The sequence below is a fragment of the Arthrobacter sp. AOP29-A2-19 genome (assembly GCF_058138025.1).
In genome coordinates this window covers 2,594,679-2,608,685 of record NZ_CM176894.1, presented here as the reverse complement: position 1 = coordinate 2,608,685, position 14,007 = coordinate 2,594,679, and the positions used below count along the sequence as shown (strand labels likewise).

Annotated in this window: 10 protein-coding genes; 5 read left to right on the top strand and 5 right to left on the bottom strand. The window is 68.4% G+C overall.

The genetic code is table 11. The features are described 5' to 3' along the window. Positions 1-3: 3 nt before the first annotated feature. Positions 4-1,704, bottom strand: a complete 1,701-nt coding sequence (locus AC3ZJJ_RS12065; protein ID WP_489895825.1) for a glycoside hydrolase family 13 protein — start codon at positions 1,702-1,704, stop codon at positions 4-6. 340 nt (positions 1,705-2,044) lie between these two features. On the opposite strand from AC3ZJJ_RS12065, the gene AC3ZJJ_RS12060 reads away from it, so the two are divergent. The 4 genes from AC3ZJJ_RS12060 to AC3ZJJ_RS12045 all read left to right on the top strand — a co-directional run bounded on the left by AC3ZJJ_RS12060 (position 2,045) and on the right by AC3ZJJ_RS12045 (position 8,067). Further along, the gene (locus AC3ZJJ_RS12060) at positions 2,045-3,352 is read left to right on the top strand and encodes a sugar ABC transporter substrate-binding protein (RefSeq protein ID WP_489892064.1); all 1,308 of its coding nucleotides are present in this window, start codon (positions 2,045-2,047) and stop codon (positions 3,350-3,352) included. Positions 3,353-3,485: 133 nt separating this feature from the next. Next, the gene (locus AC3ZJJ_RS12055; RefSeq protein WP_489892063.1) at positions 3,486-5,096 is read left to right on the top strand and encodes an ABC transporter permease subunit; all 1,611 of its coding nucleotides are present in this window, start codon (positions 3,486-3,488) and stop codon (positions 5,094-5,096) included. Between the two features lie 68 nt (positions 5,097-5,164). Further along, complete coding sequence (locus tag AC3ZJJ_RS12050) at positions 5,165-6,022, top strand: sugar ABC transporter permease (protein WP_489895823.1); 858 nt, start codon at positions 5,165-5,167, stop codon at positions 6,020-6,022. Positions 6,023-6,093: 71 nt separating this feature from the next. After that, positions 6,094-8,067, top strand: coding sequence for a glycoside hydrolase family 13 protein (locus AC3ZJJ_RS12045; RefSeq protein WP_489892061.1), 1,974 nt, complete (start codon positions 6,094-6,096; stop codon positions 8,065-8,067). Here AC3ZJJ_RS12045 and AC3ZJJ_RS12040 read toward each other — a convergent pair. The 4 genes from AC3ZJJ_RS12040 to AC3ZJJ_RS12025 all read right to left on the bottom strand — a co-directional run bounded on the left by AC3ZJJ_RS12040 (position 8,064) and on the right by AC3ZJJ_RS12025 (position 12,954). After that, the gene (locus AC3ZJJ_RS12040) at positions 8,064-9,416 is read right to left on the bottom strand and encodes a DUF4032 domain-containing protein (RefSeq protein ID WP_489892060.1); all 1,353 of its coding nucleotides are present in this window, start codon (positions 9,414-9,416) and stop codon (positions 8,064-8,066) included. The genes AC3ZJJ_RS12045 and AC3ZJJ_RS12040 overlap by 4 nt on opposite strands. Positions 9,417-9,503: 87 nt before the next feature. Continuing rightward, positions 9,504-10,661: an ABC transporter ATP-binding protein gene (locus tag AC3ZJJ_RS12035; RefSeq protein ID WP_489892059.1), complete on the bottom strand. Its 1,158-nt coding sequence runs from the start codon at positions 10,659-10,661 to the stop codon at positions 9,504-9,506. Positions 10,662-10,717: 56 nt separating this feature from the next. Then, complete coding sequence (gene otsB, locus AC3ZJJ_RS12030) at positions 10,718-11,491, bottom strand: trehalose-phosphatase (protein WP_489892058.1); 774 nt, start codon at positions 11,489-11,491, stop codon at positions 10,718-10,720. 11 nt (positions 11,492-11,502) lie between these two features. Continuing rightward, entirely contained in the window at positions 11,503-12,954 is a 1,452-nt protein-coding gene (locus AC3ZJJ_RS12025) for an alpha,alpha-trehalose-phosphate synthase (UDP-forming) (protein WP_489892057.1), read from the bottom strand. A gap of 155 nt (positions 12,955-13,109) precedes the next feature. On the opposite strand from AC3ZJJ_RS12025, the gene AC3ZJJ_RS12020 reads away from it, so the two are divergent. Beyond that, positions 13,110-13,967, top strand: a complete 858-nt coding sequence (locus AC3ZJJ_RS12020; protein WP_489892056.1) for a DsbA family protein — start codon at positions 13,110-13,112, stop codon at positions 13,965-13,967. Positions 13,968-14,007: the final 40 nt, after the last annotated feature.

Below are 14,007 nucleotides of genomic sequence, written 5' to 3'. Positions count from 1 at the left end.
TGTCTACTGCTCGGCCCCGGTCAGGTCGAGCCATACGGCGGCATCGGGTGACAGGGTGCGTCCGCCCGACTGGTCCCTCACCGCGCCGGGCGCACTCTCCAGGAGCACGCTGCCCGCGGGCAGCGGCACCGGCTGGCTTCCCGCATTGAGCACGACGCCGGTGGTCCCGTTAATGTACGCGACGACGCCGGTATGGCCGAGATCTGGCTCGAGCCACGCCAGGCCGCCGCCACCGAGGGAGCGGGTGCGGCGCAGGGACAGGGCCTCACGGTAGAGCTCGAGGGTGGAGCCCGCGGTGCCCTCCTGCAGGTCCCGGGAGTAGCCTGCCCAGCTGTCCGGCGCCGGGAGCCATGAGGCATCGAGGTCGCTGAAGCCGAACGTCGGGGCGTCGGGGGTCCATGGAAGGGGCACGCGGCAGCCGTCGCGCCCGATGCGTGCGCCGGCCGTGCGGTGGAACGTCGGGTCCTGGCGGAACTCCGCGGCGAGTGCCGTGTGGTCGGGCAAGCCCAGCTCCTCGCCCTGGTACAGGTAAACGCCGCCCGGCAGGCCCAGGGTGAAGGCGCTTGCGGCCCTGGCGCGGGCCAGGCCGAGCGACTCGTCGGGTCGCGCGTCGTCGGGTCCCAACCCGTCGCCGACGCGGACGTTCGTGCCGGTGGCCCCGAAACGGGTGGCGTGCCGCGAGACGTCGTGGTTGGAGAGTACCCACGTGGTCGGCGCACCCACGGCGCCAAACGCGCGCAGCGACCGATCGACCACGGCCCTCAGGGCCTGCGCATCCCACGCGGTGGTGAGGAACGGGAAATTGAACGTCTGATGCATCTCGTCGGGGCGCACCCACTCGGCCATGTGCTCAAGCGGGTGGACGTTCGCCTCCGCGCAGAGGATTCTTTCGCCGTCGTACTCCTCAAGGATGGTGCGCCAGCGGCGGTAGATGTCGTGGACCTCGATGCGCCCGAACATCGGGGCGTCCGCGAACGGGAAACCGGGGATCGGCCGGCCGCTCGCTGTGCCGCCCCAGTCCGGGAGGCCCTCGGCCTTGACCAGGGCGTGGGCGACGTCCACGCGGAAGCCGCCGGCCCCGCGGTCCAGCCAGAACCGCAGGATGGACTCGAATTCCGCGTGGACGGACGGGTTGTCCCAATTGAAGTCGGGCTGCGTGGTGTCAAAGAGGTGGAGGTACCACTGGCCCGGGCTTCCATCCGGGTTGGCCGTGCGGGTCCACGCGCTGCCCCCGAAGTGGGATTGCCAATTGTTCGGCGGCTCGCCGCCGTCCGATCCCCGCCCGTCGCGGAAGATGAACACGTTCCGTTCGTCGGAGCCGGGCCCGGCGGCGAGGGCCGCCTGGAAGAGCGGATGGTCGGCGGAGCAGTGGTTGGGGACGAGGTCGACCACGATGCGGACCCCCAGCCGATCGGCCTCGGCCACCAGGTCGTCGAAGTCCGCCAGGCTGCCGAAGAGCGGATCAACGTCCCGATAGTCGCTGACGTCGTATCCGGCGTCGCGCTGCGGCGACGTGAAGAAGGGGGACAGCCAGACGGCGTCCACGCCCAGGGACGCAATGCGGTGAAGTTCCCGCGTGATCCCGGGAAGGTCGCCCACCCCGGTTCCCGTCGTGTCGCGGAACGACCTGGGGTAGATCTGGTAGATCACCGACCGGCGCCACCAGGCGTCGTCACCGGACGGCCACTGGACGGTCTCGCCCATCCGGAATGCGGTGTTGTCGGCTTGGTCTTGTGCGCGGCCGGGGGCGTCGCTGAGCGTGGGCATGCGGACTATCATAGCCACCCGCCCCGTCGCAATGGAAGCGATTACCCCTTCTGTTTCCCGTGCCGAAACTGCCTGCCTCGCCGGTAAATTACAGGTCATTCGATAGAACTCAAGCGTGTCGCGGGCGGCGCGCCGACTGTGTGGACGGTTTCGGTGCAACCGCTTACACTGGTGGCATACATCACAATGCACCCCTCCGGCGCAGGGCCGGACGGCACCACACGGCCCACGCACGGAGGCGGGCGGGGGGCACTTGGCTTGAGAAAGGTTCCACCACATGAAGGTACGTACTGAAGGCACCGGCGCGATCACGCGCCGCACCTTTGCGCTTGGGGCGTTCGGCACTTCCGCCGCCCTGATGCTCGCCGCCTGCGGCGGAGGGTCCGAGTCTGGCACGGCCACGAGCGCCGCCGCCGGATCGTCCTCCGCGGCCCCGTCGTCGTCCACCACACTGACCGTGTGGGTCGACGCGGAGCGGTCGCCCGCGCTGAAGGATATCGCCGCGAAGTTCAAGGAGGAGAAGGGGATCTCCATCAAGCTCGTTGTGAAGGACTTCGCCGCGGTGCGCGACGACTTCATCACGCAGGCGCCGACCGGCAAGGGCCCGGACATCATGGTGGGCCCGCACGACTGGCTCGGCACGCTGGTGCAGAACGGCGTCGTCGCTCCGATCCAGCTGGGCGACAAGGCTTCCCAGTTCGCGGAATCCTCCGTCCAGGCCATGACGTACGACGGTCAGGTCTACGGCCTGCCCTACTCCATCGAAAACGTCGCCCTCATCCGCAACACCGATCTGGTTTCCGAGGCGCACGAGTCCTTCTCCGACGTCGTCGCGGCCGGCAAGAAGTCGGTGTCCGACGGCAAGTCCAAGTACCCGTTCCTGGTGGGCCTCGACCCCAAACAGGGCGACCCGTACCACCTGTACCCGCTACAGACCTCCTTCGGTGCGCCCGTCTTCGATCAGAAGTCGGACGGATCCTACGACGCCTCCAAGCTGGCACTGAACAGCGAGGGTGGCAAGAAGTTTGCCCAGCTGCTGCTCGACATGGGCGACAAGGGCGAGAAGGTCTTCAACTCCAGCATCACCGGCGACATCGCCAAGGAGAAGTTCCTGGCCGGACAGTCCCCCTACTACCTCACCGGCCCGTGGAACGTGCCGGACATCGAGAAGAAGGGCATCAAGTTCGCCGTCGACCCGCTGCCGAAGGCCGGAGACCAGGACGCCCAGCCCTTCATCGGCGTGAACGGGTTCTTCATCTCCTCGCAGAGCAAGAACGCCTTGGCCGCCACCGAGTTCGTGGTCAACTACCTCTCGCTCGAGGACGCCCAGGACGCACTGTTCGCCGTCGGAGGGCGCCCGCCGGCTCTGACCGCGTCCTTCGACAAGGCCGCCTCTGACGAGGTCATCAAGGCCTTCGGCGAGATCGGCGCCAACGGCGTGCCGATGCCGGCAGTGCCGGAAATGGGTGCCGTCTGGGCCGACTGGGGCGGGACCGAGCTGAACCTGATCAAGGGCAAGGAATCCAACGCGACGACCGCGTGGGACAAGATGGCCGCAAACATCGAAAAGAAGATCGCGGGCTAGTCCCGCCGCCCGTTCGGGTGCGCCGCCCCACCGCGGCGCGCCCGAACGCGGCACTCCCCGGGATCCCCCCGGACCCTAGCTCGTCGACGGTACCGGTCTGCCCGGGGCCTTCACAACGAAAGCGCAAGAGAACATGGCAGTCACAGCACCGGCGACCACACGACCGGCCGCGCAACCCACCCAACGGTCCCCCAAGCGGAGCCGCGGTTCGGACTCGGTCACCGGGACCCTCGTCAAGATCGTCCTGTTGGGGCTGGTCGACGCGGTCGCGGCCTTCGTCCTCCTGCAACTCGCGGCCAGCGGCGAATGGCTCATCTTCGCCGTCAGCCTGGCGGTCACGCTGGTCATCAACTGGATCTACCTGCGCCGGGGCGGCCTACCCGCCAAGTATCTTGCGCCGGGCGTGTTCTTCCTCCTGCTGTTCCAAGTGTTCGTGATGATTTTCTCCACCTACATTGCGTTCACCAACTACGGCGACGGGCACAACTCCACCAAAGAGGACGCGATCCAGTCGATCCAAATCTCCGCGCAGGAGCGTGTGCCCGACTCGCCGCAGTACGCCACGTCCGTGCTGGAACGCGACGGCGAGTACTTCCTGCTGGTCACCGATCCCACCGGGGCCGTCCAGGTGGGCGGCAACGGGCAGCCCCTGGAGGCGATCGCCCCCACGTCCACCGGACCCACCGGTGCGGCCACCGGCGCCGAGGGCTACCGGACGCTCGAGTTCACGGACTTGCTGGCCAACCAACAGGCCATCGGCCAGCTCGCCGTTCCGATCACCGACAATCCCGAGGACGGCACGCTGCGCACCGCGGACGGGTCCACCGCCTTCGTCTTCAAACCCAAGCTCAGCTACGACGCGGCCGCCGATACCTTCACCGACACCGTGACCGGAGTCGTCTACACCGACAGCGGCGAGGGCACCTTCGCCGCGCCGGACGGCTCGGAGCTGTCCACGGGATGGAAGATCGACGTCGGCTTCAAGAACTTCGAGAGGGCCTTCACCGACCCGAACCTACAGGGCCCGTTGCTGCAGGTGGTCCTCTGGACCTTCGCCTTCGCCGTCCTCTCCGTCGCCACCACGTTCGCCCTGGGCCTGTTTCTGGCGATCGCGTTCAACCGGGCGGACCTGCGCGGAAAGCGCATCTACCGCATCCTGATGATCCTGCCTTACGCGTTCCCGGCCTTCCTCTCCGGCCTGGTCTGGTCCGGCTTGCTGAACCCGGAGTTCGGCTTCGTGAACAACGCGATCCTGGGCGGCGCGGATATCCCATGGCTCTCGGATCCTTGGCTCGCGAAGTTCTCCGTCATCCTGGTGAACCTCTGGCTCGGTTATCCCTACATGTTCCTGGTGTGCACCGGCGCCCTGCAGTCCCTCCCCGAAGAGGTGGACGAGGCGGCAAAGATGGACGGCGCCGGCCCCCTGCGGATCTTTACGGCCATCAAGCTTCCGCTGTTGCTGGTGTCCCTGGCTCCGCTGTTGATCTCCTCGTTCGCTTTCAACTTCAACAACTTCAATGTCATCTACATGCTCACCGGCGGCGGTCCGCGCTTCGACGACACCACATTCGACGTCGGTGCGACGGACATCCTGATCACCATGGTCTACAAGGTGGCGTTCGGCACCGGAACGGGCCGCGACTACGGCCTCGCCAGCGCGCTGGCCATCATCATCTTCGTCATCGTCGCGACAGTCTCGGCGATTAGCTTCAAGCAGACCAAGTCCCTCGAGGAGATCAACTGATGGCTCCGCAGACAGCCCTCGCCGAGCTCGCCAACAATGGGCGCACCAACGCACGGGGCGAGATCAAGATGTCCTTCGGACGCTGGTTCCGCGAGAAGGGATGGCGCCACCTGGTGGCCGTGCTGGCGACCCTCTTCTCCATCTTCCCGCTGCTCTACGTCCTTTCCGCCGCCCTGAACTCGACGGGCACCATGGCGGGCTCCAACGCCCTGTTCAGCCGAATCGACTTCGGCAACTTCGAGGCGCTGTTCGCCAACCAGGACCGGCCGTTTGGCCGGTGGTTCGTGAACACCATGGTCATCGGCCTGACGACGTCGGCCCTGACGGTCTTCCTGGGCGCGCTGGCCGCCTACGCCTTCAGCAGGATGCGCTTCAAGGGACGCCGCGCGGGGCTGCTTACCCTGCTGCTGCTCCAGATGTTCCCGCAGCTGCTCACCGTGGTCGCAATCTTCCTGCTGCTGAACTTCATGGGGGACATCATCCCGGCCGTCGGCCTGGGAAGTTCGCTCGGGCTCATCATGGTCTACCTGGGCGGGGCGCTCGGCGTGAACACGTACCTGATGTACGGGTTCTTCAACTCGGTGCCGGCGTCGCTGGACGAGTCGGCGAGGATCGACGGGGCCAGCCACGTCCAGGTGTTCTTCCAGATCATCCTGCCGCTGGTGACGCCCATCCTGGCCGTGGTGGGACTGCTGGCTTTCATCGGGATCTCCAGCGAGTTCGTGATCGCTTCCGTGGTCTTGACCGACCCGGATTCGCAGACGCTAGCGGTGGGCCTGTATTCCTACGTGGCCCAGCAACGATCGGAGAACTGGGGTGTGTTTGCCGCCGGCGCCGTGTTGGCCGCCGTACCGGTGATGGCGCTGTTCCTGTTCCTCCAGCGCTACATCTCCAGCGGCCTGACCGCCGGCGGAGTCAAGGGCTGACTCTCGTCACGCGGATCCTGCACGCGGCGCGCTAGGCTCGTTGGCATCTACCTGCGTCAGAACGGAACGGCATGATCTCGCAACCCCATCACGACGGTTCGCCCCTGCACGTGGGGGACGCGACCCCCACGCTGGGCGCGAAGGTTCCCATCAGGTTGCGCGTGCCGGACACCTTCGGAGAGGTGGAACACGTGTGGGTGCGCAGCGTCCGCGACGCCGAGCCGCACTACGATTCCGCCGTGCGCGTGGGCCGTTCCGGCGGCTGGACGTGGTGGGAGGCGGGGCTCACGCTGGCGAACCCTCTGCAGAACTACCGGTGGCTGGTGCGTTCCGGCGGGCGGCCCTACTGGATCAACGCCGAGGGCCTGTTCACCCGGGATGTCCCGGACGCGCAGGACTTCCGGATCGGAACCTTCGAGCCCACGCCCGACTGGGTCCACCGCTCCGTGATGTACCAGATCTTCCCCGACCGCTTTGCCCGGTCGGCGGCGGCCGACACCCGCGAACCGCCAGAGTGGGCCATCGCCTGCGACTGGGACACGACGGAGGTCATCGGGCGGGGCCCGGAGACGCCGTACCAGTTCTACGGGGGAGACCTGGAGGGAATTCGCGGGAAGCTCGACCACGTCCAAGGCCTCGGAGCCACCGTGGTGTATCTGACGCCGATGTTTCCGGCCCGGTCCAACCACCGGTACGACGCCGCGGACTTCCTCGGCGTAGACCCGCTCCTCGGCGGCGACCAGGCGCTCGTGGACCTCATCCGCGAGATCCACGCGAGGGGCCTCAAGGTGATCGGGGACCTCACCACCAACCACTCCGGCGACGCCCACGAATGGTTCAGGAAGTCGTTCCGCCATCCCGAGGCCGCGGAATCGGAGTACTACTACTATTCGAAGGACAACACCGAGTACGTGGCTTGGCTCGGTGTCCCCTCGTTGCCGAAGTTCAACTGGAACTCCGAGGGCCTGCGGCGCAAGTTCATCCTCGACGACGACTCCATGGTCTCGCGGTGGCTTAGGCCCCCGTTCAACCTGGACGGGTGGCGGATCGACGTGGGCAACATGACCGGGCGGATGGGCGCGGACGACCTCAACCACGAGGTCGCGTCCCTGATCCGGGAACAGATGCGCCGGATCAAGCCGGACACGATGCTGCTGGCCGAATCCACGTCCGACGCCGCCCGCGACTTCCAGGGCGACACTTGGCAGGGCGCCATGACGTACACGAACTTCACCCGACCGCTCTGGCAGTGGCTCGCCGCCGACAGCGCACCCGGCGTCGCGCTGGACCCGGCCGCCGCGGAAACGCAGCACCACGCGGTGGTCGAGGCCGCGATGGATGCGGCCCCGGCGGACGGCGGGGCGCCGCGGCGCGACAAGCAGGCCTGGCCGGACTACTTCGGCGTGCCGCAGCGAGGGCCGGACCGGATCGAGGGCGAGGACTTCCTCGCCACCCACCTGGACTTCGCCGCGGCGTTTCCGTGGGCAGTGCGGCTGGCGAACATGAACGCGATCGACACCCACGACACGGCGCGCGCGGCGTCCGCAGTCGTCCCCGGCGGCCAGCGGGTCTGCGTGGCCCTGCAGTTCGCCCTGCCCGGCATCCCGATGGTCTTTATGGGCGACGAGTTCGGCCTCAAGGGCTTCAACGGGGAGGACTCGCGCACGCCGATGCCGTGGGCGGACCCGTCGCGGATCCTGGAGGACCTGCGGCCGCTCTACGCGGAGCTGTCCGGGCTGCGCTCCAGCCACGCGGCGCTGACGGACGGGGGCATCCGCTGGCTTCACGCGGAGGGCGACGTCCTCGTCTTCGTCCGGGAACACGCCGAAGGCTCGGTGTTGGTCGCGGCGTCCCGTGCCGCGTTCAGCGGGGTGGAGCTTCCCGCGGAACTGGTGGGTGCGGGAGCGCCGGCGCCGCTGTGGTCCGCGGGGCGGATCACGGCCACGCCCGGCGGCGCGCAGACGGCCGTCGTTGCGCTCGAGGGCGACGGCCCCGCCGCGGCACTCTGGGCGCTGCCCGGCGTCGCGGTGCCCGAGGGTCGCTAGTCCCGCTCGCGGAGGTCGATGACGTCCAGGACCTCGCTGGGCGGGTTCAGCATGATGGCGGCCTCGTCCCGGCGATGGCGGAGGATGTTCTCCACATAGGAAGCCACCGTCTCAACCATGGGCACGTTGCCGCCGCGCTTCTCGGAGATGTACCAGCGGTGCTCGAGCACCTCGTGGACGATCTGTGCCGGCTCCAGCTTGCCGTGTAGCTCGCGGGGAATGGCGTCCGTGATGCGGTTGAAGACCTCGTTGACCCACAGGGCGGCGGCGAGTTCCTCGTCCTTGTCCGGATGGCGCTTGGCGCGGAACGCGTCGATGTCGTTGAGCAGCCGGCGCGCCTGGCGCTCCTCGACGTCCAGGCCGGTCAGCCGCATCAGCCGGCGCTGGTGGTGGCCGGCGTCGACAACCTTCGGCTGGATCTGGAGCTGGCCCCCGTCGGCCGTGGTCTTGAGTGAGATCTCGTCGACGTCGAAGCCGAGGTCGTTCAGGCGGCGGATACGCTCCTCCACCCGCCAGCGCTCGCCGACGTCGAACTTGTCCTTGCGCGTCAGCTCGGCCCACAGCCCGCGGTAGCTGTCCATGATCTGCTCGCTGGTGGCCAGCGGGTCGACCGTGTCCTCGATCAGGCCGGCCTCCATAAGATCCATCAGCTCCCCGGCAATGTTCACGCGCGCGATCTCGAGATCGTATTCGCGCTGGCCGGAGGACAGCTCCGGGTAGAGCTCTCCGGTCTCCGCGTCCACCAGATACGCGGCGAACGCCTCCGCGTCGCGGCGGAACAGCGTGTTGGAGAGGGAGACGTCTCCCCAGTAGAAGCCCACCAGGTGCAGGCGCACCATCAGCAGGGCCTGGGCGTCGATCAGCCGCGTCAGCGTGTCCCGGCGCAACTTCTGCGAGAACAGCGCACGGTAGGGGAGGGAGTACTTCAGGTGGCGGGTGACCAGCACGGGGTCCAGTTCGGTGCCGTCCGGAGCGGTGCGTGCGGAGATCACGGCCACGGGCTCGACGCAGGGAACGTCCAGCCGTCGGAGCTTGCGCAGCATGTGGTACTCGTGGCGGGCGATGTGTTCCCCGGTCTCCTTGACCGCGATCACCGAATCGCCGAGCAGGGCGAACCGGACGACGTGACGAGAGATGCCGCGGGGCAGAGCCGCCAGGTAACGCTGCGGCCACTCCTCCAGCGTGACGTGCCACGGCAGGTCCAACAGCGCGGGATCCGACGTAGACGCCGTGATGTTCAGGGACCCCGACGGCCCGGCCGCGTCATCCGTGGAGGACTCGCGGGGCAGTTTGCCGCGCTGGGAGTAGTCGGTGGGTTCGTCGTGCCAGTTCGCGTTGTGGCGGGGCATGCGTTCCTCGGTCTTCGTCGCTTCGGAGGTGCTCAGACGGCGACGGCGGCCGCACCCGGGAGGTGTGGCCGCCGTCGTCCGTGGTGCCTAGGCCGTGGTCTGTTCCTCTTCGGCCAGCGACTCGACGTCGGCCAGGGAAGCCTCCGGGGTGCCGGCGGGGGACTCCCCGCCGAGGCGAAGGCCCGTGCGGACATCGAAGAGGTGAACGTGGCCCGAGCGGGGGCGAACGTAGATGGTCTCCCCCTTGAACGGCGGCTTGCGGCCGTCCACGCGCACCACCATGTTGTGCTCCGAGCCGTCCAGCGTGGCGTGGCCGTAGACGTAGGCGTCGGCGCCGAGCTCCTCGACGACGTCGACCTCAACCGCGAGGCCCTGTCCGGTCGGGGCGACCTCGAGGTCCTCGGGCCGGACGCCCACGGTGGCGGTCTTGCCGTTCGCGGACGCCAGCGTCTCGGCGGCGACCGGGTAGACCGCGTCGCCGAACTGGATGCCCTCGGCGACGGTGGGCAGTTCCAGCAGGTTCATGGCGGGCGATCCGATGAATCCGGCGACAAAAACGTTGGCGGGGGAGTCGTAGAGATTGCGGGGGGTGTCCACCTGCTGCAGCAGGCCGTCCTTCAGGACGGCGACGCGATCGCCCATGGTCATGGCCTCGACCTGGTCGTGGGTCACGTACACCGTGGTGACGCCAAGGCGGCGGGTCAGGGACGCGATCTGCGTGCGGGTCTGCACGCGCAGCTTGGCATCGAGGTTGGACAGCGGCTCGTCCATGAGGAACACCTGCGGGCTGCGGACGATCGCGCGGCCCATGGCAACGCGCTGGCGCTGGCCGCCGGAGAGCGCCTTCGGCTTGCGGTCCAGGTAGTCCTGCAGGTCCAAGAGCTTCGCGGCCTCGAGGACGCGGCGTGCGCGTTCTTCCTTGTCCACGCCGGCGATCTTCAGGGCGAAGCCCATGTTGTCCGCGACCGACATGTGCGGGTACAGCGCATAGTTCTGGAAGACCATCGCGATGTCGCGGTCCTTCGGCGGAACGTCCGTGACGTCCCGGTCCCCGATGAGGATGCGGCCGGCGTTGACGTCCTCGAGGCCCGCGAGCATGCGCAGCGACGTGGACTTGCCGCAGCCGGAGGGTCCAACGAGGACCAGGAATTCGCCGTCCTGAATGTCGAGGTTCAACTTGTCGACGGCGGGCTTCTGGGTGCCCGGGTAAAGCCTGGTTGCATTGTCAAAAGTGACGGATGCCATAACTGATCAATCCCTTCACGGGCAGGTACGTGCCCGACGATCCGTTGTGAATGGTGTCACAATCGTCTCACACGAAGGACCGTTTGGAGAAGGGCCGGGACGTCGGCCGTCCCGTCGACCCGGTAGCCGGCCCGGGTCTCCCCGGAGCCCACCTTGACGCCCACGTCGCCGGGGCGCAACACGGCGAAGGCGTGCTCGTCGGTCACGTCGTCGCCGACGAACAGCACCGCGTCGGCGCCCACGAGTTCGCGCAGCCACTCCAGGCCCGCTCCCTTGTCCGCGTTCACCACCGAGGATTCCAGGACGGCCTTCCCGTCGGAGAGCCGTACGCCCTCGAGATCCGCGAGGGCCGCGCGACCGGCGGCGAGTGCCGCCGCGGCGGTCTCCGGGGCGCTTTGCCGGACGTGAAGCACGATGCCGGCGGGCTTGGTCTCCAGCAGCGCGCCCGGGTGCTCGGTGGCGACGCGTTCCAGCCGTGTCCGCACCGTCTCCAGGAGATTTGCCTGCGCCGCGTCCAGGGCGAGGTCGCCGGCGCCGGACCAGTAGGCCTCCGGGGCCCACCGCTCCGCCCCGTGGCTGCCGACCAGCAGGACGCCGTCGCCGGGGGAGGCGACCAGGCGCAGGCTGTCGAGGTGTCGCCCGGAGAGCAGCGCCGTCGTTGTGTTGTCCAGCGCGCCGATCTCCGCGAGGGCCCGCGCGGCCGCGGGCAGCGGCCGCGCGTCCTCCGGCCGGTCCGTGAAAGGCGCCATGGTGCCGTCGAAGTCCATCGCCACCAGCAGGTGGCGCGCTTCGGCCAGCGCCTCGATGGCCGAGTGTAGCGGTGAGCCCAATGCGTCCCCCATCAGGATGCCGTCCCGGCGAGCGAGTCCAGGAAGGACCTGGACCAGCGGTTGACGTCGTTGGCGACGATCTGCCGCCGCATGATCCTGATGCGCCGGGCGGACTCGGTCGCGGGCATGCGGACCGCCTCCATGATGGCCGCCTTGAGCCGGTCGATGTCGTGCGGGTTGACGAGCACGGCGTGGCGCAGTTGGTCCGCGGCGCCGGCGAACTCGCTGAGCACCAGCACGCCCCGGTTGTCCGCGTGGGCCGCGACGTATTCCTTGGCCACCAGGTTCATGCCGTCGCGCAGGGCCGTGACCAGCATGACGTCCGCGGCCAGGTACAGGGCGACCATCTCGCGGATGGGATAGCTGTGGTGCAGGTAGCGGACGGCAGTGTGGCTCATGCTGTCGTATTCGCCGTTGATCCGGCCGACCGTGCGCTCGACCTCGTCCCGGAGGGCGATGTAGTGTTCCACGCGCTCTCGGCTGGGGCTGGCCACCTGCAGCAGCGTTGCCTCCCCGACCACCAATTCCCCGTCCGCCAGCAGCTCGCCGAACGCCTTGATCCGGTGCCGGATGCCCTTGGTGTAGTCCAGCCGGTCTACGCCCAGCAGGATGGTGTCCGGGTTTCCCAGCTCCTCGCGGATCTCGGCCGCCCGGGCCCGGATCTCCGGGTCCTGCGCGAGCTCCGCGATGTGTGCCGAGTCGATCGAGATGGGGTGCGCCTCGGCGCGCGAGACCCGGCGCGGAGTCCCGTCGTCGTCCTGCACGTGGACCTGCTGTGCCTTGACCGTGAAACCGATGTACCGGCGCACGCAGCGCAGGAAGTTGTTGGCGTCGCTCTGCCGCTGGAAGCCCACGAGGTCGGCGCCGAGGAGTCCCTCAAGCACCTGCCGGCGCCAGGGGAGCTGCGCGAAGATCTCCAGCGGGGGGAACGGGATGTGGTTGAAGAACCCGATCTTCAGGTCCGGGCGGCTTTGGCGCAGCATCTGCGGAACCAGCTGCAGCTGGTAGTCCTGAACCCACACGGTGGCCCCCGTGTCCGCGACTTCGGCGGTCGCGTCGGCGAAGCGGCGGTTGATCTCCTTGTAGCGGTCCCACCATGTGCGGTGGAACTCGGGGGACACGATCACGTCGTGGTAGAGCGGCCAGAGCGTGGAGTTGGAGAAGCCCTCGTAGTACAGCTCGACGTCGGCGCGCGACAGCGGGACCGGAACCAGGTGCATGCCGCCGTCGTCGAACGCGCCGACCTCCTCGTCCGGGGCACCGTGCCAGCCCACCCAGGCGCCGTCGGCTTTGGCCATCACCGGCGCGAGCGCGGTCACCAGGCCCCCGGGGGACCGCTGCCAGTGCGCGGATCCGTCCGCGTCGGTGACGCGGTCCACGGGGAGCCGGTTGGCGACCACCACGAAGTCGTAGCTGCCGTGTCCCTGCTTCGTTTGCGGGCTGGACTTTTTGGCCGCTGGCACGGACGGTCTCCTTCGTTGGGCGACGTATCTCTTACACCTGAGCCTAGGTCAAGCGAGGCCCGACTGACGATCCGCGCGGCGGGTTCCGTAGCCCGTGTGCACTAAACTGACGGCAAGTTCAAACAGCCGAAGCGAGAGACAAGGACCCGTCCTTCATGGCAGCCAATACCCCCCGCCCGAGCAAAGCCGAGCGGACGGCGGACGCGCGCGAAAAGGCGCGCATCATGCGCGAACAGCAGGAAAAGGCCGCGAAGCGCAAGTCCCTCTACATCAAGCTGGGGCTGGTGGTCGCGGTCGTGGCCATCATCGCCGTCATCGCAGCCATCGTGATCCAGAACAGCAACAACGACGTCGCCGACGCCGGTCCGGCGCCGCAGGGCGGCAACGCGGACGGGGGCATCGTCCTGGTCTCGGGCACCGAGGTAGCGCAGACGCCGCCGGCCACCGTTGATGTGGCGCCGCTGGGCGAGGCTCCGACCGAGGCCGGTGCTCCGACTCCGCGCGGCGTCGCCGAGGCGCCCGCGGCTGATCCTGCCCAGGTGGTCCTCTACGTGGACGTGAACTGCGTGCACTGCGCGGACTTCGAGGCCCAGTTCGCCGGGCAACTCAAGACGTGGCTGGGCGCCGGGGACGTCACGCTCGAATACCGCAACGTCGCGTACCTGGACCGTTCGTCGCCGACCAACTACTCCTCGCGCGGGGCCAACGCGCTGGCCTGCGTGGCCGACGCCGCCCCGGCGTCGTACCTGTCCTACGCCGAGGCGATCTTCGCCCACCATGCCGAGGGCGAGATGAACAACGACGAACTGGCCCAACTGGCCCGCGACAACGGGGCCACCGTGGACTCATGCATCGAAGACGGGACATTCCGTCCGTTCGCGCAGTTCACGCAGGAGGCGGCCGTGCGGGACCGGATCCCGGGCACCCCGAGCGTGTGGGTCCAGGGGCAGGAATGGCACCCCGAGGCCGAGCCCGACTTCGTCGCCTGGGCCCAGGGCCTGATCAACGACTAGCGGCGCGGCGGACCCGTCCGCGGCGATCCGGCCCCGCCCC

Excerpts from the sequence above, each read along its gene's own strand:
- AC3ZJJ_RS12065 (WP_489895825.1), bottom strand. The coding sequence starts at position 1,704 with ATGGGCGAGACCGTCCAGTGGCCGTCCGGTGACGACGCCTGGTGGCGC.
- AC3ZJJ_RS12060 (WP_489892064.1), top strand. The coding sequence starts at position 2,045 with ATGAAGGTACGTACTGAAGGCACCGGCGCGATCACGCGCCGCACCTTT.
- AC3ZJJ_RS12055 (WP_489892063.1), top strand. The coding sequence starts at position 3,486 with ATGGCAGTCACAGCACCGGCGACCACACGACCGGCCGCGCAACCCACC.
- AC3ZJJ_RS12050 (WP_489895823.1), top strand. The coding sequence starts at position 5,165 with ATGTCCTTCGGACGCTGGTTCCGCGAGAAGGGATGGCGCCACCTGGTG.
- AC3ZJJ_RS12045 (WP_489892061.1), top strand. The coding sequence starts at position 6,094 with ATGATCTCGCAACCCCATCACGACGGTTCGCCCCTGCACGTGGGGGAC.
- AC3ZJJ_RS12040 (WP_489892060.1), bottom strand. The coding sequence starts at position 9,416 with ATGCCCCGCCACAACGCGAACTGGCACGACGAACCCACCGACTACTCC.
- AC3ZJJ_RS12035 (WP_489892059.1), bottom strand. The coding sequence starts at position 10,661 with ATGGCATCCGTCACTTTTGACAATGCAACCAGGCTTTACCCGGGCACC.
- AC3ZJJ_RS12020 (WP_489892056.1), top strand. The coding sequence starts at position 13,110 with ATGGCAGCCAATACCCCCCGCCCGAGCAAAGCCGAGCGGACGGCGGAC.